Raw genomic sequence first — 18,631 nt, 5'->3', positions numbered from 1 at the left:
ACACCCAAATGCCGCACCGCGCCCAATTCCGGTCGCCCTGCTATCCTCCGGCCACTATCGCGAACCGAATTGCGACAATCGCGAGGCATCCGTAGTCTTAGGAGCGGACCGCCGCGCCTATCGACGCGGATAGCTCGACGATCGAGTTTTTTTCAGACGGAATAGAATGCCCCGGAATAAAGATTGGTTAGCTTCGACCGCTGCGTAAACTTTCTCCGGCGATTTTCGCGCCGCACTGCGTTTTTCATCATGGCGATCTGCACCGCATGCCATCCCGCGCCGCTGCCCGACGCGGACAGCCCCAGTGCGAAGACTTACGTCGCGCGATGCGGCCAATGTCATGTGCCGTATAATCCGCATGAACTCACGGCCTCGATGTGGGACACGCAAGTACTGATGATGGAAGCAAAGATTCAAAACGCCGGGATGCCTCCGCTTTCCACCGACGATCGCGAGGCCATCCTCGAATATCTGAAGAGCAACGCGGGCACCCAGTGACGATGCGCCGCGTCGCGACGCTCGAGGCGTTCGCACCCCGATGCGCTTGGTCTGACGCCTCGCATGATGGTAAACCGTCCTCATGTCAGACGAATTGCTGATCAAGCTCTATTACGACTACAAAAGCCCGTTCGCGTATCTCGCGATGGCGCCCGCGTATGCGCTGATAGAATCGCATCGCGTGAAGTTGCGATACATCCCGCACGAACTGGACGTGCGCGGCGCGTTCGGCGGGGAACTCGAGGAGCGGCCGGAGCGCGCGTGGCGCAAAGTCCGCTACCTCTATCTGGACGCGCGCCGTTTCGCCAATGAGCGCGGCATCATAATCCGCGGTCCGCAGAAGATCTTCGATTCGCGGCTCTCGCTGATGTCCGGCATCTTCGCCGACCGGCACGGCCTCTTCCGCGCTTACTCGGACCGGGTCTTCGAGCGCTTTTTCAAACGCGAACTTAATATCGAAGATGAATCCGCGCTGGCCGCGGTGATGACCGAAGTCGGCCTCGATGCTGCCGCGTTCCATCGCTATGCGGGGCAGGACGGTCAGCGCGACTTGAAGGACGCATTCGCCGAGGGCGAGCGCGACGGCGTGTTCGGAGTGCCGACTTTCATCGTCGATGGCGAGCCGTTCTGGGGCAACGATAGGGTCGAATGGGTGGTCAAGAAGCTCGACGCGATGGGACTGCGGCGCAATCGATGAATCGATTCGATGCCGCGCTCACAGTGATGCAATGAAACCAATTCCAATCGGTAGCAAGGGCACGTTCTCGAAGACGATCGCGAAGGCCGACCTCGCGAGCGAACTCGATTCATCGCTCGCATCCGTGATGTCCACGCCGACGATGATCGGCATGATGGAACTCGCCGCGATGGACGCAATCAACGCGTACTACGACGCCGGCGAAAGCTCGGTCGGCATGTCGATCGAGGTGAGCCACACGGCGGCGACGCCGCCCGGTCATCGCGTGCGCGCCGAAGCCGAACTGACCAAGGCCGAAGGCCACCGCCTCGAATTCAAGGTCACCGCATTCGACGAGACCGAGCAAATCGGCGCGGGCACTCATCGCAGAGCCGTGATCGACGCCGCCAAATTCACCGATCGCATCAAAGCCAAACAGAAGAACTGAACCTGCTCTGAGCAAAACGCCAATGAGTGCTGAAATATTCGATCGCAAGGAAGTTTTCGTCGGCCGCGACTACGGCGGTATCGCGTACGACATCACGCCTGAGCTAGTCGCGGCTTACACCGCCGGCACCGGTGACGACAATTCATGGTATCGCGGCGAATCACCGGTCGGCGGCGCGCTGGCGCCCGCGCTGATTCTGCACAGCGCCGTGTACCGCAATCTCGATTGGTACCTGCCAAACATTTTCGGCAATCTGCACACGCGCCAGGAATGGCAACTCTTCGCGCCGGCGAACGTCGGCGAGCGCCTCACGACTCGCGCGGTGATCGTCGATCGCTACCTGAAGCGCGATCGCGAATACGTCGTCAACGAAGTGATCGTCAGCAACGCCGCGGGCCAGATCGTCTCGATGAGCCGCACGCATCAGAGTTTCCTCCTGCCCGAGCAGACGACGCAGGGCTTCGTAGTCGATCGCTCGCGCGAAAAAGATTCGAAGCGATCGTTCAAGATCGGCGAGCGCGGCGGCCAACCGATCGAATCGCCGATGCGCCGCATCACCGAAGCGATGTGCATGGCGTTCTCCGGACCGGCGCGCAACTATCACAACGACAAGCAGAAAGCGGTCGAACTCGGCTTTCCGGAAATCGTCGTGCAGGGGATGCTCTCGGTATGCATGGTCGCCGAGATGATGACGCAGCGCTTCGGCCTGGGCTTTCTCTACGGCGGAAAGATGGATCTTAGGCTCGTCAACGTGGTGTGGGGCAACGACGTGACCGGCCCGAAGGGGCTCATCGTCGAGACGCATCCCGAAGGCAAGCGCACGCGCGCCGAAGTCGAAGTATGGTGCGACAAGTCCGACGGCGCCAAAACTATCGTCGGCTCCGCCTCGGCGTTAGCGCTTTGACGAATCAGAAATAAATCGCGCGCCCGTCCAACTGCGCGCCGAAACTTCGCGGGAGGTGCGGATCATGGCTGGACTCTTACAGGGAAAAATCGCGTTGGTGACCGGCGGCGGCTCGGGAATCGGCCGCGCTACCGCGCTCAAGCTCGCGCGTGAGGGAGCCAAGGTCATGATCGCCGACTACATTCCCGAAGGCGGCGAGCGCACCGTCAGGATGATCAAAGAGGCCGGCGGTGACGCCAGCTTCGTCGGCGCTGACGTTTCGATCGCGCGAGAGGCCGAGGCGATGGTCGCCGAGACGATCAAGCGCTATGGCCGTATCGACTGTGCCTTCAACAACGCCGGCATCGAAGGCAAAGTCGCCAACACCGTCGATTGCACGGAGGAAGTGTTCGATCGAGTTATCGCGATCAACCTGAAAGGCGTCTGGCTGTGCATGAAGTACGAGATCCCGCAGATGCTCAAGCAGGGCGGCGGTAGTATCGTCAATACCGCGTCGATCGCCGGGCTGGTCGGCTTCGAAGGATTGCCCGCCTACAACGCCTCGAAGGGCGGCGTCATTCAACTCACGCGCACCGCGGCGCTGGAATTCGCCACCAAAAAAATCCGCGTTAACTGCGTATGCCCCGGCGTAATCAGGACGCCGATGGTCGAGCGGCTGCTCGACACACAGGGATTCAGCGAACAGGATCTCACCCTGGGCGAGCCGGTAGGCCGAATGGGCAAGCCGGAGGAAATCGCGGAGGGCGTGCTCTGGCTGCTGTCCGATGCGGCGTCGTTCGCGACGGGGCATCCGCTGGTGATCGACGGCGCCTGGGTCGCCCGCTGACGGCAAGCGCGCTCTCATTTCCGCGCGCGAAAAGCTTCGTTCAGCCCGCAGTGATTGCCCTGTTGCCGCGGGCTCGGCTTCTACGCCAAATTTGGCGTATTATCACTTGATATATTAGCTATATCTGGCATAAAATAACCATTGAGTTGAGTGGTAATTATGAACATGGCAAATCAAAACAAGTTTTCTTTAGCTCTGTTTAGACATCTCGACGGTCGCCGCAAGGAAATCGGAATGAGCATGAAAATTCTCGCTCAGCGCTCCGGCTTGGGAATGCGAACTGTCCAACGCGTGCTCTCCGGCAATGAGCCGAATGCGACTCTCAACACCGTGTTGTCCATCGCCCATGCGCTCAGGGTTGAGTTTCCGATGCCGAGGGAGATCGTATCGGCTCGTCTGGTTCGCAGAGAACAAGCGGAGCAGAAAGCGACAAGATTGGCTTCGATGGTTCAGGGAACGTCTGCCCTGGAAGCACAGGCGGTTCCTAAAGAAGCTCTTCTAGAGATTAGGGAAGAGATCGCCGACAAATTGGCAGCAGGGTCGAGGAGACGCCTCTGGTCAAATTGATGCGTGACGAACCCGCGGGCGCCACGCCGTTCGACTCAGACGGGCTGATTCCGGAGCACATACAAACCCGCGAGCAGCTTTTCATCGCAGAAGCGCGGAACATTAGCAAAGCCACACTGAAGTACCTGGCAACTGCTCCATCGAAGAGGATGGCGCCCTTTACGCGCGAGTGGGCTTACCGGCTCCACCACGAAATGTTCGGGGATGTATGGGCATGGGCAGGTAAACGACGCATAACCCAGACGAATATCGGTGCTCCGCCCCATGAGATTGACTCGCGTCTAAAAGATCTCTTCGATGATTTGACCGAATGGCACAAACACAAGAGCTATCCCCTAATCGAGCAGGCAGCCCGACTCCATCATCGTGCCGTGCTTATTCACCCCTTTAACAATGGCAATGGGCGATGGTCACGCCTTCTAGCCAACATTTTAATCAAGCGATCCGGTTCGGCTCCGATCGATTGGTTGGAGAACGATATCTCGAATCAAACTGCGGCTCGGACGCAATACTTGTCCGCGATTAGAGCGGCGGACGAGCAAGACTACGCTCCTTTGATCGCTCTTCACCAAAGATACTCGACGTGCTAACCATTTCTGACACTGGGCGATACAAGAGGGACTGGTCGGTTGGTTGTCGGGGGTACATCGATGCGCTGCCCAAAATGCGGGACGAATAATCCCTCCACCAATAGTTTCTGCGCGCGGTGCGGGAAAGCGCTCACCAAACTCTGCGCAAAATGTAAGGCGAAAAACCCGCCGACATCCGACTTCTGTGGCAAGTGCGGCGCTCCACTCACTAATGGTGCGGGTGCCGTAAACGCCACGTCGTCGCCGCCAGAATCAGCCTCCGGCGTTCGCATTGCACCGGAACAGACTGCTACCGAACTCATGAAACAGGCCCGCGCAAAGGAAATTATTTTTGGTCCAAAGGACGCACAGGAAATGCGAGCAGAGCTAGACGCTTCACCTCTTATCGAAGGCGAGCGTAAGGCGGTCACTGCGCTCTTCGCGGACATCAAGGGCTCAAAGACCGTCATGGCTTCCGTCGCTCGCGTGTTGTTCGAAGTAGTATCCTCTTTCGCTGTCGTCCTGGTGGCTGCAGGTTTAGTCGGGGGAATCAGTGATAGTGCCTTCAGAATCGCTGGAGCAGCCTCGGTCGTTGGTCTTATCCACGCCTTGAGAAGCGAGCGCGCGAGCAGAAACGAGATACCGGTCGACGTCAGCAATGGCGTCAGAGGCGTCGAGGGCTTCCTCGAAGATACCGCCAAGCAGATGAAGGCGGCAGGTGCGGAAGCGGCGATGATTGAGATCACCAATTTGACCGAGAACGCCCCATTGGTTCTCGGTGTGGTCGAAAGGTTTGCCGAACACCACTTACTCTACTGCTGCGCCCTGCCACGAGGGCTGAAAGACGGCGAGCTCTGGCTGACTCGGAATGAAAGCCTAAAAGAGGCCGTGTACTCTGAGTACAGAAACTCGAACCTGTACGAGGGTCTCAACGACCCCAAACTCAGATCACTATCCACGGAGCCAACGCGAGAGTCGCTGCTTCGTGGCTTGATTGTTCGGCGCAGGTTAGCGCTACGCCCTCGGGTATAGCCCAAAACGCAGTCTGACAGGGCCCGTGAAAGGCGGGGGCGGTATCCCATCATTGATCGCGTCTGCCGCCTAATCACGCCCTGAACAAAGGATTGGCAAGATACTTAGGACAGTTGACCGATCTGAGCGGCTGCTCGACACGCAGGGATTCAGCGAACAGGATCTCACCCTGGGCGAGCCGGTAGGCCGAATGGGCAAGCCGGAGGAAATCGCGGAGGGCGTGCTCTGGCTGCTGTCCGATGCGGCGTCGTTCGTGACGGGGCATCCGCTGGTGATCGACGGCGCCTAGGTCGCCCGCTGACGGCAAGCGCGCTCTCATTTCCGCGCGCGAAAAGCTTCGTTCAGCCCGCAGTGATTGCCCTCGACTGCCGAGCGGAGGCTGCCGGAGTCGAAGGATCTCGAATCTGGGTTCCCTCGTCGCCGGGCTCGCTCGGGATGACACGGAACGGCTCCTGACGCCTGTTATACCTAAGGCAAATTACTCACCCGGCGGTGAGCGCCTCGACGTCCGCGATCGTCTTGGGCGTCGCGGCAGTCATCACTTCGTGCCCGTTCGCCGTCACCAGGATGTCGTCCTCGATTCGGATGCCGATGCCGCGAAAACTCTCCGGCACCGTGTCGTCGTCGCGATCGATATACAGCCCCGGCTCTACTGTGAGAACCATCCCCGGCTCGAGCACTCGCGACGCGCCGCCGACGCGGTAAAGTCCCACGTCGTGCACGTCCATGCCGAGCCAGTGACTCGTGCGATGCATATAAAAGCGCCGGTAGCTGGCGCTTTCGAGGATCTCGTCGGCGGAACCCTGCAACATCCCGAGTCCGCGCATCCCATCGACCAGCACGCGCAGCGCAACATTATGTGGGTCGTCAAAGCGCGCGCCCGGTTTGATCACGTCGATCGCTTTAAGCTGCGCATCGAGCACCACTTGATACAAGTCGCGCTGCAACTGGGTGAATTTCGCGCCGATCGGTGAAGTGCGGGTGATATCGGCCGCGTAATAATCGTATTCGGCGCCCGCGTCGATCAGCAGCAGCTCTCCTGTCCGCATCTCGCGATCGTTCTGGATATAGTGCAGCGTCGCCGCGTTTGGCCCCGACGCGATAATCGTTGGATAACTCGGTCCGGCGGCGCCCTGCGAACGAAACGCGTAGTTGACCTCAGCCTCGATCTGCCACTCCTTCATCCCGCCGCGCGCTTTCAGCATCGCCTGCCGATGCGCCTCGCGGGAAATCTCCATCGCACGGCGCATCGCCGCGATCTCGGCCTCTTCCTTCATCAGCCGCGCTTCGTGGATGATGTCGCGCGGATCGATCAGCACCGTCGGCCCGACGCCGAGCCGCGGGCGCATCGCCTGCGCCCAGCGGACCATCTTGAGCACGCGCTCGTCGAACTTTTCGTTCAGCCCGAGCGGATAGTGCACACGCTCGCTCTTTTCCAGATAGCGCGGCAGGATTTTTTCGAGTTCATCGATCGTATACGCCTTGTCGGCGCCGTGATCGATCATCGCGCCTTCGATTCCCGCGCGCCGGCCGGTCCACGTTTCGCGCTCGCGATCGCGCGGCCGCACGAACAGCACGAATTCGCCGTCGGGATGCCCCGGTGAAAAAACCGCGACCGACTCGGGCTCGGCAAAACCCGTCAGGTAGTAAAAATCGCTGTCCTGCCGATAGATGAATTCGACGTCGCCGGAACGGATCGCGACCGGCGCGCTCGGCAGGATCGCGGTTGCGCCGGCTGCGATGCGCTCCATGAAATGCTTGCGCCGCGTTTTGAAGGAATCAGCTTTCGCGTCGAGGCTCATGGTCTAATGATTACGCCACGGCGCGATGCTCCACGCCAGTACACGCGTATCGGGGTGCGAAAAACGCGCGGCGCGAGTCGTCGCGCGAACCGTCACGGCAAGCCGGCGTGGCCGACCTCGACCTGCGTGATTTCGATTTTCCCGGTCCGATCGCGCTTGCACTTTTCGGGATCGGAATTCGCCGCGGTCGCGACGAACAGCGTCTTACCGTCGGCGCCGCCGAGGATGCATGCAAAAGCGTCGGCGCCGACTTTGATCCGCTCCGCGATCTCGCCGCCCTCTTTCACCCGCACCACCTCCGACGCGCTCGGACACGCCACCCAGATAGCACCTTCCGCATCGAGCCCGATTCCATCCGGGATGTAAGTGCCCAACTGCGCCCACACGCGCCGATTCGAGAGCGTGCCATCGGCCGCGATATCGAATGCAGTCAGCCGCCGCCCCATCGACTCGCCGACGACTAGCGTCTTGCCATCAGGCGTGATCACGGTGCCGTTCGGAAAGCTCAAATCGTCGGCCGCGATGCGCGCCTGCCCGTCGGGCGTCACCATGACCATCGTGGTCGTGCGCGGTTTTTCATTCTTGTGCAAATCGAAGCCGAAATTCCCGACGTACGCGCGGCCCTTCGCGTCCACCACCATGTCATTGCAATCGAAGGGCGCGAGCTGGCTCATGTCGGCGTGCGGCTTCAGGCCGCCGGGCTCGAGCCGGAGCAGCTTCCGATCAGTCATCGATACGACGAGCATCCGTCCGTCTGGGAGCCATCCTAGTCCTGAAGGTCGTTGCGGTACTTCGCAGACGACGGATTTTTTGCCGGCCAGATCGACGGTGCAGACCTGGTTGGCGTGCATGTCGGAGAAGAAGAGCTTGCCGTCGCGCCATCGCGGCCCTTCGGGGAACGCCAATCCTTCAACTAATACTTTAAGGGTGCGCATGATGCCCTCCAAAACGACAATTTCGATTTTGCTTGTACTTTCTGCTCACAGATCGCTGATTTATGCAAAGCTCGCTGAACTCGATAAGACCCGAGGTCTTTTGACTCCGGCGGCCTCCGCTCAAGATGACGAAGTGGAGCGGAGCGTTTCCGTGTCATCCCGAGTGAGCCTTGCGACGAGGCGTGAAACCCGGATCCGGGATTTCTCGCTGCGCTCGAAATGACACGGAGAGTGCAGGTCCGTCATCGAACAAAAAATTCATATGTCGTGAAGAAGCGGCTAGCTTTTCATCAGGCGGCCGCGCCAGTAGCCGAAAAAGTTCGCGCATTCCAGTTCGTGATAAATCGCGCGCTCGGAATCGCCGCGCGACATCGCGGCGAGCATCCTGATTGAATTTTTCACCAGTTTGTCGAGGCGGTTGTGATTGCGGCCGCCGGCGAACGCGCTGCCGACGCCGTAAGCGAAGCTCTTGCGCCGCAGGTAAGCGCGCGTCATCCGCTCGCGCGGAATCATGTGATGGACGATCGCGTCGGGCGCAAAGCCCATCGCCCCGCCGCGTGCGATGATGCGCGCGAACAGTTCCGTATCCTCGCCGGAGATCGGATTGCCGCCGACGACGCCAAGATCCTCGCGAAATTTGCCGAAGCGCTCGAATGCGGAACGTTTGAAGCCGACGTTCGCGCTGAAATAATTGTCGAGCGTCTCGGCCGATGACACCGGCGCGCTCGCGATCGCCTGCCGATCGTGAACCGCGAGCTTGACCCACAGACTCGGGCCGAGCCAGGGCGGCGGTTCCGACGTCCATCGCGGCAGCACCATCCCGCAGGCGGCGTCGAGGTTGCGGGACCGCATCGCGGCGAACAGCTTCGCGGCCCAATCGCGTTCGGCGATCGCGTCGTCGTCGATAAAAAAGATCAATTCGGATTGGGTCTCATCGACGGCGCGATTGCGCGCGAAGCTCGAACCGAGGCGAGGCTCGAATACGCGGCGCACGGGAAGGCGCGCATCGCGCGCGAAGTTATCGACGGCCGCCGCGGTGGCGTCGATCGAGGCGTTGTCGATGACGAGGCAGTCGGCGTCGATTTCGGCGGGTAGCGCGAGGGCATCGATACTGGCGAGCGTCTCGCGCACCGTGGCGGCGCGATTATGCGTCGGGATCGCGATAGTCAGCTTGGTAGGCAAGTTTCGTTGAAGCGTGGTTCGCGCGAGATGAAAACTTCGACGCATCGATAATAGCGAACCGCGCCCCGAATCGGATAATCCGATTCGCAGGCGCGGTTCGATTCTTCGAGCGCTATCTCGATCAGTGAGCAGCCGCCGATGGCGCCGCGGCCGGCGCGGCAGCGGAGGCCGCGGCAGCCGGCGACGCGCCCGCCGACGGGGTCGCGGACGGCGCCTCCTTCGGCTTCGGCAGCGGCGCCGACGATTGGGTGAATACGACCGCCGTGACGTTCAGGTCCGGCGTCGCCTTCTGCTGCACGTCGGCGGGTGCGGTCAGCCTGAAGCCGAAGCTGCGCGTCTCGCCCGGGACGAACGGCAGCACCGGCCGCATGAAGTTGGTGAATTCCATCGGCGTCGCGACCGGCGTGTGCACCTCGCTGAACACGTCCTTCTTTTTCTTGCCCTTGCCCTCGGAATAAGTGACGGTCATTTGCAGCTCGTCGATCGCCTTGTCGCCGGTATTGGTCATCTTGCCGAAGATTCCAGGGACCCGCGAGGCCGCCATCTTCATGTCCACGTCGCTCAGCGCGATCTTCGGGATGTAGGCTTGCGCCTCGGAAATCTGCTTCTGGATATTCTGAATATCGGCCAGCTCCTTGCCGTACTGAAATTTCAATCCGGCGTTGCCAGTGGCCGGTTCCTTGTCGAGTTCGTCGATAATCGTCTGGTAGGCGGCGACGGCCTTGTCGTAGTCGTGCTTGTGATAAAGATCGACCGCCTCCTTGTGCTCCTTAAGGATTTTCTCCCGGAATGGAAAATTGACCAGCACTTTCCATTCGTCGCCCTGCTTAACCATCGCCATGTTGTCGTCGTAAGTGACCTTAGGATAGGTTTTTTCCTCGAGATTTTTCTGCGCCGCGGCGTCCGGGGTCTGGTCGCCGGAAATTGACGCGTCCACGGTCCGCTCCCATAGCTTCAAATCGGGGCGCGTGACGCTGACAGTAACGTTAGCGTTGTTGCCGTCGATTTTGGCTTCGCCGACCTTGTAATCGTAGGCGCGCACCATCGCTTTGAACCAGTCCTTATTGACGTCAGGCGCCATCGGCACCGCGAGCAGGAACTGATCCAAGGTGCGATCGACCTGGTCCTGATGCGACATCGCCTGGTACAGCTTCGGATAGTTGTAGATTTTCAGATTCTGCAAATAGGTTTCAGCGGCGCTGCCCGGCGTTTTGCCTCCGCAAGCGGCGAGAAACATCGCGCAGAACAGGGCGGTCGCGAGCAAGATGCCCCTGGCTTGAATCCTGGATTTGGTCATCGGCGGAACTCTCCTCCCCGCAGGCGTAAAAACGGTTCGATTCTAATGTTGCCCTCATCGAAAACAAGTTCTGCTAACCGGCGCGATTTTTCAGGCCGATCAAAAGTAGATGAGACAGTTCTGCTTAGCAGAAAAGAAGCGCGCCGTGCGACCCGCCGCGTATCCGGCTTAAGACTGCGCGGCAAGTTGCTTGAGTTCGACGACGTTGCCCTCGGAATCGCGGATGTAGATCGAGAGACCCATCCCGCGCGCGCCGTAGCGAGTCGCAGGTTCGCCGATTACTTCGACGCCCAGGTCGCGCAGGTAGCCTGCGATTTCGTTCAGGTCGCGAGCCTCGATGCCGAGGCAGAAGTGATCGACGTTGAGACCGCGCTCGTCGCGCGCGCCACTCGCGGGCACCAGATCGATCATGCTGGCGCCAGCGCGAAGCTGGATCAGACCGATCTGCTCGATCCGCCGCTCCTCGGCGAGGCCGAGCACGCGCGTGTAGAAATCCAGTGCCCGCGTCTGATCGCGGCATCGGAGCACCACGTGATCGAGTTCGGCAACCTTAAACGGCAATTCCATGCTTATTTTTCGACCGGCAGTCCCGCGTCGTTCCACTCGAGCATCCCGCCCTTAAGATTCAGGACGTGCTCGCAGCCGAGGCTGGTGAGAATTGCGGCCGCAGTCGCGCTGCGCAAGCCGACGCGGCAAACCGTCACGATCTCGCGATCCTTCATCGCAGTCAGTTCGCTGGCGCGCTCGGTCAACTCGCGCAGCGGTATGAGCTGGCTTCCGGCCAGATGGCCGAGTTCGCCCCGGTATTCACCGGGCTCGCGCACGTCGATCAGAATCGGCGAGTCGCCGGCTTTGATGCGCTCGTAGAGCTCCTGCGGATTCATCTGCCGCACGCTATTGAGTTGCGAGAGATTCGGAAATGCGAGCGCGGCTGAGTCGACGTCAGACTGATTAGGCTGCAGGGCCTCCTGGATTCCGTCGGGCAGCGGCAACCCAAGCTTGTTCATCAAATCGACGTATGCTTCGCGACTTTTACCCGCCAGGCGCGGATTCGATCGCTTCTCCTCGCCGATGGTGGACTGGGTATGGCCGCGATAGTCGTGCGCCGGCAGCACGATCGTGCTGTCGGGCAAGGTGAACAGCTTCGACATGATCGAATCGAACGAGGCAGCCGGATCGCCGCCGGCAAAATCGCAGCGGCCCGTCCCATGAATCAGCAGCACGTCGCCGGTGAAGACGCGATCGCCGGCGTGGAGACTAATCGAGTCGGGGGTGTGGCCGGGCGTGTACAGCACGCGCATCGCAAGGTCGCCCACGGTGAGCATCTGGCCGTCTTCGACGTGAATTTTGACGTGCGGCGCGGGGGCCCGGCGATGCATCGCGACGGGCGCGCCGGTGAGTTCGCCCAGTTCGAATGCGCCGCTGCGATGATCGGCGTGCGTATGAGTATCGACGATCAAGCCGAGCTTCAGGCCGCGATAAGCAAGGAGCGCGAGGTAGCGCTCGATCTTGTCGCGAACCGGATCGATCAGCGCCGCCTGATCACTGGTGTCAGACCATCCGAGATAGGTCTTGCACTTCTGGAAATTAATTTCGCGGAACACGATCGGCGTCCTCTGCACGGCGGACTATAGCGCCGGATGCGCGATAAGTGAACAAATCCAATCACACGATTCCGGTTAGGCACTCGGGCAACAATCCGCGAGGGACGGCTCCGTGGACGGACCGCCGCTGGTTATGTACGCTTGTGCATACGCGAGGAGTACGAAAAGCAAAAGACATGAAGCGCGAATACGATTTCAGCAAGGGCAAGCGTGGCGCGGTCGTACCGCCTGAGCCGGGCAAGACCAGGATCACCATTCGGCTGGACAACAAGGTTCTCGATTATTTCCGCGAGCAGGTCCATGCGATGGGCGGCGGCAACTACCAATCCCTGATCAACGAAGCGCTGCGCGAGCACATGCGACGCGGCGGAATCGAGGCGGTCGTGCGCCGAGCGGTGCGAGAAGAGCTAAAGGATGCCGGCATCAAACGCGTCGCGCGCGGCTGAGAACATCGCGGGATCGATTTGTTCCTTTCGCCAGCACCTCGAATCTTGGAAATATCGGAATCGACTTGTCGGTCTGTTTCCACGTCGAGGCGCGTGGGCGACATCTGCGCTCGCGATCAGCGCGAGGTTTCGGCGGCGCGGGACGGAGCGGCCGAGTTGCGCGGGGGAAACTGGAAGCGCTGCACCTCGGTGGCGTTCACCGCGTCGGCGATCATGCGCGGGATATCGAAGCGCGATTCGGCGGCCTCGACTTCCTCGATTCGCGCGCGCGTCTCCGGATGCGCCGGCACGAACAACGTGCAGCAATCCTGATCCGGCAGAATCGAAGTTTCGAAGGTTCCGAGCACGCGCGCCTGATCGATAATTTCGCTTTTATCCATCCCGACCAGAGGCCGCAGAATTGGAAATGAAGCGGCCTTTTCGATCACCGCCATGTTCACGAGCGTCTGCGACGCGACCTGGCCGAGGCTCTCGCCGGTGACGAGCACGGTCGCGCCCGATCGCTCGGCAAGGGCGCTCGCGATTCGCAGCATAAAGCGGCGATACAGCACGACGCGCAACGGCCGCAGCGTATTCGCGACGATCTCGCGCTGGAGATTGCCGAACGGCACCTGCATCAGAGTCGAGCGCGCCTGGTAGCGCGTGAGATGCGCCGCGAGGTCGGCGGCCTTCTCGCGGCTGGCCGGCGAAACCAGCGGATGCGCGTGGAAGTGCACGAAATCGAGCGCGAGTCCGCGCTTCATCATGCGGTAGGCGGCGACCGGCGAATCGATTCCGCCCGACAGCAGCGCCATCCCGCGGCCCGAGATACCCACCGGCAGTCCGCCCGCACCGGGCATCTTGCCGGCCGACACCAGCGCCGCGTCGTTCATGATTTCAATCGAGATGGTGAGTTCGGCGTCGTCTAGATCGACTTTGAGGCCAAGCGCCTCGCACATGAGCGCGCCGACTTCGCGATCGATCTCGGGCGAGGTCATCGGGTAGCGCTTGTCCTCGCGCCGCGTACGCACGCGGAAGGTTTTCGCTGGATTGCCCGAGGCGCGCGCGATCGCTTCCCGCGCGATCGACTCGATATCGCGCGGCACGGCGCGGCTGATCGAGAAATTCTGAATGCCGAAGATCAGCGCGGCGCGCTCCGCCGCGAGATCGTCGGTTAGGTCGTCGGGCAGCGTGGCAGTCAGGCGCGGTCCGATACTGCGGACGTTGCCGAGCCGGTAATCAGCGAAAATATCGCGCAGGTTCTGTTTTAGTTGATCGACGAAGCGCCACTGGTTGCGCCCTTTGAGCGCGATTTCGTGGTATCGGCCGATGAGGTATCGCATGCGGATTGCGCGAGCGCGCTCGCCACAGGTTATCCGATCGATCGGCGATACAGAAACGCAGCCTCGCTCGGGATGTCGATAGCAGTGGATAATGCTTGGCCATCTGTGTTCAACTACGAAGCGACGATGAGCGACGCGACTCAATTCGAACGACACATCGAGCAGATTCGGCTGAAGCTGGTGGGAATCGAGCCGGCGCCGCGCGAAGCGCTCGCCAATCGGAACAACGCGGCGGCGGTGCTGGTGCCGCTGTTCGAGCGCGAGCGTGAGCTGCACCTGATTTTCATCCGGCGCTCGGATGAGGTCGCGAGTCATCGCGGGCAGGTCGCGTTTCCGGGCGGACGCGTCGATCCGGTGGACAATGCGCTGGTCGACACGGCGCTGCGCGAGGCGCACGAAGAGGTGGGGCTCCATCCTACTTTGGTCGAGGTAATCGGCGCGCTGCCGCTGATGAATACGATGGCGAGCGGGATTTCGGTCGCGCCGTTTGTCGGCGTGATTCCGCGGGATGCGAAGCTCGAAGCCGACCGTCGCGAAGTGGCCGAGATTTTCGATGTCCCGCTGAGCGCGCTGCGCGGGCCGCAATTTCGCGGCGAATACGAATGGGGCGCCGACGGCCGCAAATCGAAATTCCCGGCGATCCTTTACGGCGGCCAGACTATCTGGGGGCTGACGCTCCGCATCACGATGAACCTGCTCGACATCCTCGACGGCAAATCCCTGTAGTGCGCATCGCCTGCCTCGATCGCAGAAGCTACTAACGACCGCTTCCGCAGCTATGGCCGCGCGAGCATCTCGAAATATGAAACCTCGATCAGATCTGCCGCAGCGATCGCGAGCGCTGCGAGCAGTTCATTGGCGGCGCCGCGGCTGTGCTCGGGATCATCGCCGTCGGGGATCACTGCTTCGATCTCGCCGAAGTTTCCGAGCGTAGCTACGCGATCGAGATGGAAGCGGACGTTATCGCGCATCAGAAGGGCTCGCTCTTTCTCGACGACGGCGATCGTGCCGAGCGCCGCGGTCATCATCGCGAGCATCGGTGCAGGTTCGATGACCTTGACGATTTCGTAATTACTCAGCATCAGGGGGCCGCTCTCGCCGCGATTATAGTAGATGAGGACGGCGGTTCCGTTTTCCTCGCGCAGCTTGAGTTTGCCGCGATTGACGCGAAAAAACGTATCGCGCTGGGTAAGCGTCGCGCGCTCCGTGTACCCGAGCGAGAGAGCCGATTCGCGGGCGATTTCGAGATCGGCGAGACGAAACTTGGCTTCGAGATTTTTCATGATTGGAAATCGCTCATCGATCTAAATTCAATCGGTGGATTGGCGCGGCGCGGCCGTGAGAAACTTGACAGGTCAGGAAGCGGGCGCATAGTTTGCGACGACATCGAGAACGAATTTCTGCGCGCGGCGTCTCGCAATTCAACCGATAGCATCGAATAAAATTGGCTCATCCAAAAGAAAATGAAATCGATCGGGACGACGCGGCGCTGACCACGGCGGGTTTCGATCCGTCGTCGGCGCCGGCCGACGCAGTCGCGCGACTCCGCGAACTGCGGGGCACGCCGAATATCACGGACGCGGCGATCGCGCGTGCGCTGGGGCGCATCACCAACGCCGGCGCAGCCGCGATGCTCACGGAAATGGAACCGGGCGCGGCGGGAGCGCTCCGACGCGAGATCCGGCGCGCGCTGTTTCGCCTGAAGCAGCACGGAATCGAACCGCCGGCGACGATCGACGCGCCGATTGTGAGCGGGACTCAGGCGACAGCGTCGTCGATCACTGCGCTGCTGTCTCCGATCGATCCGGAAGGCGCGCGAATCGTGTGGCTGATGAAGCCGCGGATGCAGGGCGGCATCCTGCGGATGTGGGCGCTGATATCCGAAGCGGATGGACTGGTCGGCGCGCAGAACACCGGCCTCACGCGGCGCGAACTCAGGAACGAACGCGAGCAACTGGAAGCGCGCGCGCGGATGAAGCTGGTCGAGGCGGATTGGCGGCTGGCGGATTTCATCATCTGTGAGGCGTATCGCAACACGCCGGAGAAGCGCCGCGGGCAGGTCGGCAATTTCATGACGCTGCGGGCGGAGATGATTGGTACTCCGCCGGCGCAAGAATTCGAGCATCCGGTTTACGCGGAGTTCGCCGAGGAGATTTCACGCGAGCCTTCGATCGAGCTGATGAAGGAGCCGGAAATCCAGGAATGGCGGCTGCCCGCGTCGCTGATCAAGCCGTACGTCGATGAAATCAACCAGCTCGGCGAAAGCGTGATCGTGCTGAGCGCGATTCAGAAGCAGGAGCGCGTCAATATCGTGCTCGAGCGCGCGATGGGCGAATTGCTGGCGGGTGAAAACGCGCATCGGCTGCGGCGGCGGCTCGAGGATATCGCGTACTACATGGCGCGGGATGGTCGGCGCGTCGCGGCCGGATGGGCGGCGGCGGCGGCGGCGAAAATCCGCGCCGGCGCGGACCTGAAGCAAGTTGCGTTTTTTCAGGCGCTGCTGCGCGCGCAACTCGGCGCGCTGGCGGCGGAAGAGCAGCAAAAAGTCGCGGACGAGCCGCGGCTGATCATGACTCCGGCCGAGGCGATGCGCGCGCGGGAAGCATCGCGGCTGCACCGCCGCTAGCGGCGGGATGAAGTTGCGACGCGCCTCTAATCCAAACTGAATGAATAGCCGAAGTGAGTTTTGCTCCAGCCGAGGCGCTCGTAGAATCGATGGGCGTGGCGCCTTTTGAGATTGGTCGTGAGCGATAATTTGTAGCATCGATTGCGCTCGGCGATTCGCGCCGCTTCGTCGATCAATTGCTCGCCGATTCGCTGCGAGCGCATCGTGTCGAGCACCACGACATTCTCGACGATCGCGACGGGATGCAGGCCGTGGCCGAGGTGCCGAAAAATCAGCACGTGCAAAGTGCCGACGACGTGACTGTCGAGTGTCGCGACGAGCAGGTGATGCGCGCGGTCGCGTGCAATCGCGCGAAATGCAGTGCGCATCTCGCGGAGTGACGGAGGCCGGTAGCTATAATCGCCCAGGTGAAGCTGCTCGTAGAGCCGAATCAATTCCGGCAGGTCGGATTCGCGCGCTTTTCTGATTCGGATTTCGGGAGCGGCGTCCATTGATCGATTTTGTTGGTTCATCCGGTCAGCTACGATGCGTCAAACGCCTGCGGAGTGAAAGCGTTATCCACTTAAAGTAATGGATTAGCTTTTGCGGCCGAGCCCCAACGCGGATTCAATCGAAGGAATGCAAACATGATTGCTCAAAAGCCGCTGAACGGCGTGCGGATTCTCGATCTCACGCGCGTGCTCGCGGGGCCGTTCTGCACGATGAACCTCGCGGATCTTGGCGCCGACGTGATCAAAATCGAGGTGCCGGGGCGCGGCGACGACGCGCGGAGTTTCGCGCCGATCATGCCGTCGGGCGACTCGGGCTATTTTTACAGCGTGAATCGGGGCAAGCGGTCGGTGACGATCGATTTGAGGACGGCGGACGGCGCCGCGATTTTTCTCGAGCTCGCAGCGAAATCTGATGTAGTAGTTGAGAATTTCTCGCCCGGCACGATGGACCGTTTTGCGATCGGCTACGAGCGGCTCAAAGCCGCGAACCCGAAAATAATTCTGTGCTCGATTTCAGGCTTCGGGCAGACCGGGCCGATGTCGGCGGCGCCGGCCTACGATATCGTGGCGCAGGCGCTCGGCGGCACGATGAGTATCACCGGCAGCCCGGGCGGCGAGCCGGGACGCTGCGGGGTGTCGGTGGGCGATCTGTCGGCAGCGCTATATGGCGTGATCGCGATCGTGTCGGCATTGCGGGTGCGGGACCGCGACGGGGTGGGCTGTCATCTGGATATTGCGATGCTCGATTGCCAGGTCGCGATGCTCGAGGATGCGCTGGCGCGGTACTCGGTCTCGGGCCGGATTCCGGAGCGGCTCGGCACGCGGCATCCGTCGATCACGCCGTTTCAGCAGTTTCGCGCAGCGGACGACTACTTCGTGATGGGCGCGGGTAACGAGTCGATCTGGCTGCGGTTCTGCGACGCGATTTCCAAGCCGGAACTGAGCGACAATCCACTATTCAAGACCAACGCCGAGCGGACCGCGAATCACGGCGCGCTCGAAGCGATTCTGGCGGAGCATTTCGCGACGATGCCGCGGGCGCACTGGCTGAGGCTGCTGGGCGACGCGTCGGTGCCATGCGCGCCGATCGCGAACGTGCAGGAAGTCAGCCGCAATCCTCATCTCGAGGCGCGCAACATGATTCTCCACGCGGAGCATCCCGACTTCAGCGGACTGATCGTGCCGGGCTCTCCGCTCAAGACTGCTGGCGGCGATGCGACGCCCCCGACGCGGGCGCCGAGCCTCGGCGAGAGCACCGACGAAGTGCTTGAATCGATTCTGGGCTACGACTCTTTGCGGCTTTCCGAGCTGCGCCGCCGGAGTATCATATGATGCTTGGACGTAGCCGGATCGCGCGCGCATCAGGCAGTCTGGTGATGCATCGCCACGCGATCAAATCGGGGAGG

The 18,631-nt window shown here is 61.2% G+C and carries 21 protein-coding genes and 2 pseudogenes; 14 read left to right on the top strand and 9 right to left on the bottom strand.

Features of this window, described 5'->3' with window-relative positions; translation table 11 throughout:
* Positions 1–249 precede the first annotated feature (249 nt).
* The 10 genes and pseudogenes from Q7S58_RS20655 to Q7S58_RS20615 all read left to right on the top strand — a co-directional run.
* Positions 250–498 (top strand): hypothetical protein, encoded by a 249-nt coding sequence (locus Q7S58_RS20655; RefSeq protein ID WP_304830521.1) that lies wholly within the window; start codon positions 250–252, stop codon positions 496–498.
* An 82-nt stretch (positions 499–580) separates the two neighbouring features.
* Complete coding sequence (locus Q7S58_RS20650; RefSeq protein WP_304830519.1) at positions 581–1,195, top strand: 2-hydroxychromene-2-carboxylate isomerase; 615 nt, start codon at positions 581–583, stop codon at positions 1,193–1,195.
* A 31-nt stretch (positions 1,196–1,226) separates the two neighbouring features.
* On the top strand, positions 1,227–1,622 hold the full coding sequence (locus tag Q7S58_RS20645) for a thioesterase family protein (RefSeq protein WP_304830517.1): 396 nt from the start codon (positions 1,227–1,229) through the stop codon (positions 1,620–1,622).
* Between the two features lie 22 nt (positions 1,623–1,644).
* Positions 1,645–2,526: a MaoC family dehydratase gene (locus tag Q7S58_RS20640; protein ID WP_304830515.1), complete on the top strand. Its 882-nt coding sequence runs from the start codon at positions 1,645–1,647 to the stop codon at positions 2,524–2,526.
* A gap of 64 nt (positions 2,527–2,590) precedes the next feature.
* Entirely contained in the window at positions 2,591–3,352 is a 762-nt protein-coding gene (locus Q7S58_RS20635; protein ID WP_304830512.1) for an SDR family oxidoreductase, read from the top strand.
* Positions 3,353–3,517: 165 nt separating this feature from the next.
* A complete protein-coding gene (locus Q7S58_RS20630; RefSeq protein WP_304830510.1) occupies positions 3,518–3,919 on the top strand; it encodes a helix-turn-helix domain-containing protein in 402 nt (133 codons plus the stop codon).
* Positions 3,919–4,509, top strand: a complete 591-nt coding sequence (locus Q7S58_RS20625; RefSeq protein ID WP_304830508.1) for a mobile mystery protein B — start codon at positions 3,919–3,921, stop codon at positions 4,507–4,509. The genes Q7S58_RS20630 and Q7S58_RS20625 overlap by 1 nt, the downstream gene beginning before the upstream one ends.
* A 60-nt stretch (positions 4,510–4,569) precedes the next feature.
* Positions 4,570–4,695, top strand: a pseudogene (locus Q7S58_RS22380) (zinc ribbon domain-containing protein); the annotation flags it as partial.
* A gap of 114 nt (positions 4,696–4,809) precedes the next feature.
* Entirely contained in the window at positions 4,810–5,520 is a 711-nt protein-coding gene (locus tag Q7S58_RS20620) for a hypothetical protein (protein WP_304830506.1), read from the top strand.
* A gap of 175 nt (positions 5,521–5,695) precedes the next feature.
* Positions 5,696–5,809 (top strand): annotated as a pseudogene (locus Q7S58_RS20615) (SDR family oxidoreductase); the annotation flags it as partial.
* Positions 5,810–6,002: 193 nt separating this feature from the next.
* Here Q7S58_RS20615 and Q7S58_RS20610 read toward each other — a convergent pair.
* The 6 genes from Q7S58_RS20610 to Q7S58_RS20585 form a co-directional block, all read right to left on the bottom strand.
* Positions 6,003–7,322, bottom strand: a complete 1,320-nt coding sequence (locus Q7S58_RS20610) for an aminopeptidase P N-terminal domain-containing protein (protein ID WP_304830504.1) — start codon at positions 7,320–7,322, stop codon at positions 6,003–6,005.
* A 92-nt stretch (positions 7,323–7,414) separates the two neighbouring features.
* Positions 7,415–8,257, bottom strand: a complete 843-nt coding sequence (locus Q7S58_RS20605; protein ID WP_304830502.1) for an SMP-30/gluconolactonase/LRE family protein — start codon at positions 8,255–8,257, stop codon at positions 7,415–7,417.
* A 279-nt stretch (positions 8,258–8,536) separates the two neighbouring features.
* Positions 8,537–9,439, bottom strand: a complete 903-nt coding sequence (locus Q7S58_RS20600) for a glycosyltransferase family 2 protein (protein ID WP_304830500.1) — start codon at positions 9,437–9,439, stop codon at positions 8,537–8,539.
* Between the two features lie 121 nt (positions 9,440–9,560).
* Entirely contained in the window at positions 9,561–10,736 is a 1,176-nt protein-coding gene (locus tag Q7S58_RS20595) for a hypothetical protein (RefSeq protein ID WP_304830498.1), read from the bottom strand.
* Between the two features lie 168 nt (positions 10,737–10,904).
* Positions 10,905–11,303 carry a VOC family protein gene (locus Q7S58_RS20590; protein ID WP_304830496.1) on the bottom strand — a complete coding sequence of 133 codons (399 nt, stop codon included), beginning with the start codon at positions 11,301–11,303 and terminating at the stop codon, positions 10,905–10,907.
* Between the two features lie 2 nt (positions 11,304–11,305).
* Positions 11,306–12,340: a rhodanese-like domain-containing protein gene (locus Q7S58_RS20585; protein WP_304830494.1), complete on the bottom strand. Its 1,035-nt coding sequence runs from the start codon at positions 12,338–12,340 to the stop codon at positions 11,306–11,308.
* A gap of 143 nt (positions 12,341–12,483) precedes the next feature.
* On the opposite strand from Q7S58_RS20585, the gene Q7S58_RS20580 reads away from it, so the two are divergent.
* Positions 12,484–12,786 carry a BrnA antitoxin family protein gene (locus Q7S58_RS20580; protein ID WP_304830492.1) on the top strand — a complete coding sequence of 101 codons (303 nt, stop codon included), beginning with the start codon at positions 12,484–12,486 and terminating at the stop codon, positions 12,784–12,786.
* Between the two features lie 116 nt (positions 12,787–12,902).
* Here the strand turns inward: Q7S58_RS20580 and thiI are convergent, their stop codons facing one another.
* Positions 12,903–14,108, bottom strand: coding sequence for a tRNA uracil 4-sulfurtransferase ThiI (gene thiI / locus Q7S58_RS20575; protein WP_304830490.1), 1,206 nt, complete (start codon positions 14,106–14,108; stop codon positions 12,903–12,905).
* A gap of 84 nt (positions 14,109–14,192) precedes the next feature.
* Here thiI and Q7S58_RS20570 point away from each other — a divergent pair, with 84 nt between their 5' ends.
* Positions 14,193–14,834, top strand: coding sequence for a CoA pyrophosphatase (locus tag Q7S58_RS20570; protein WP_304830487.1), 642 nt, complete (start codon positions 14,193–14,195; stop codon positions 14,832–14,834).
* A gap of 50 nt (positions 14,835–14,884) precedes the next feature.
* Here the strand turns inward: Q7S58_RS20570 and Q7S58_RS20565 are convergent, their stop codons facing one another.
* Positions 14,885–15,391: a class IV adenylate cyclase gene (locus Q7S58_RS20565; RefSeq protein ID WP_304830486.1), complete on the bottom strand. Its 507-nt coding sequence runs from the start codon at positions 15,389–15,391 to the stop codon at positions 14,885–14,887.
* A gap of 161 nt (positions 15,392–15,552) precedes the next feature.
* Here Q7S58_RS20565 and Q7S58_RS20560 point away from each other — a divergent pair, with 161 nt between their 5' ends.
* Positions 15,553–16,734: a hypothetical protein gene (locus Q7S58_RS20560; RefSeq protein ID WP_304830485.1), complete on the top strand. Its 1,182-nt coding sequence runs from the start codon at positions 15,553–15,555 to the stop codon at positions 16,732–16,734.
* A gap of 26 nt (positions 16,735–16,760) precedes the next feature.
* Here Q7S58_RS20560 and Q7S58_RS20555 read toward each other — a convergent pair whose 3' ends face one another.
* Positions 16,761–17,246 carry a GNAT family N-acetyltransferase gene (locus Q7S58_RS20555; protein ID WP_304830484.1) on the bottom strand — a complete coding sequence of 162 codons (486 nt, stop codon included), beginning with the start codon at positions 17,244–17,246 and terminating at the stop codon, positions 16,761–16,763.
* Positions 17,247–17,360: 114 nt separating this feature from the next.
* Between Q7S58_RS20555 and Q7S58_RS20550 the strand changes: the two genes are divergently transcribed.
* A complete protein-coding gene (locus tag Q7S58_RS20550; protein WP_304830483.1) occupies positions 17,361–18,557 on the top strand; it encodes a CaiB/BaiF CoA-transferase family protein in 1,197 nt (398 codons plus the stop codon).
* Positions 18,558–18,631 lie beyond the last annotated feature (74 nt).

Source organism: Candidatus Binatus sp. (assembly GCF_030646925.1).
Taxonomy (GTDB): Bacteria; Desulfobacterota; Binatia; order Binatales; family Binataceae; genus Binatus.
The sequence above is the reverse complement of the archived record's forward strand: the minus strand, read 5'-3'. Positions and strand labels throughout refer to the sequence as shown.

Bases quoted from the DNA above. Each gene is read 5' to 3' on its own strand.
- Q7S58_RS20655 (WP_304830521.1), top strand. From the start codon at position 250: ATGGCGATCTGCACCGCATGCCATCCCGCGCCGCTGCCCGACGCGGAC.
- Q7S58_RS20650 (WP_304830519.1), top strand. From the start codon at position 581: ATGTCAGACGAATTGCTGATCAAGCTCTATTACGACTACAAAAGCCCG.
- Q7S58_RS20645 (WP_304830517.1), top strand. From the start codon at position 1,227: ATGAAACCAATTCCAATCGGTAGCAAGGGCACGTTCTCGAAGACGATC.
- Q7S58_RS20640 (WP_304830515.1), top strand. From the start codon at position 1,645: ATGAGTGCTGAAATATTCGATCGCAAGGAAGTTTTCGTCGGCCGCGAC.
- Q7S58_RS20635 (WP_304830512.1), top strand. From the start codon at position 2,591: ATGGCTGGACTCTTACAGGGAAAAATCGCGTTGGTGACCGGCGGCGGC.
- Q7S58_RS20630 (WP_304830510.1), top strand. From the start codon at position 3,518: ATGGCAAATCAAAACAAGTTTTCTTTAGCTCTGTTTAGACATCTCGAC.
- Q7S58_RS20625 (WP_304830508.1), top strand. From the start codon at position 3,919: ATGCGTGACGAACCCGCGGGCGCCACGCCGTTCGACTCAGACGGGCTG.
- Q7S58_RS20620 (WP_304830506.1), top strand. From the start codon at position 4,810: ATGAAACAGGCCCGCGCAAAGGAAATTATTTTTGGTCCAAAGGACGCA.
- Q7S58_RS20610 (WP_304830504.1), bottom strand. From the start codon at position 7,322: ATGAGCCTCGACGCGAAAGCTGATTCCTTCAAAACGCGGCGCAAGCAT.
- Q7S58_RS20605 (WP_304830502.1), bottom strand. From the start codon at position 8,257: ATGCGCACCCTTAAAGTATTAGTTGAAGGATTGGCGTTCCCCGAAGGG.
- Q7S58_RS20595 (WP_304830498.1), bottom strand. From the start codon at position 10,736: ATGACCAAATCCAGGATTCAAGCCAGGGGCATCTTGCTCGCGACCGCC.
- Q7S58_RS20590 (WP_304830496.1), bottom strand. From the start codon at position 11,303: ATGGAATTGCCGTTTAAGGTTGCCGAACTCGATCACGTGGTGCTCCGA.
- thiI (WP_304830490.1), bottom strand. From the start codon at position 14,108: ATGCGATACCTCATCGGCCGATACCACGAAATCGCGCTCAAAGGGCGC.
- Q7S58_RS20565 (WP_304830486.1), bottom strand. From the start codon at position 15,391: ATGAAAAATCTCGAAGCCAAGTTTCGTCTCGCCGATCTCGAAATCGCC.
- Q7S58_RS20555 (WP_304830484.1), bottom strand. From the start codon at position 17,246: ATGAACCAACAAAATCGATCAATGGACGCCGCTCCCGAAATCCGAATC.
- Q7S58_RS20550 (WP_304830483.1), top strand. From the start codon at position 17,361: ATGATTGCTCAAAAGCCGCTGAACGGCGTGCGGATTCTCGATCTCACG.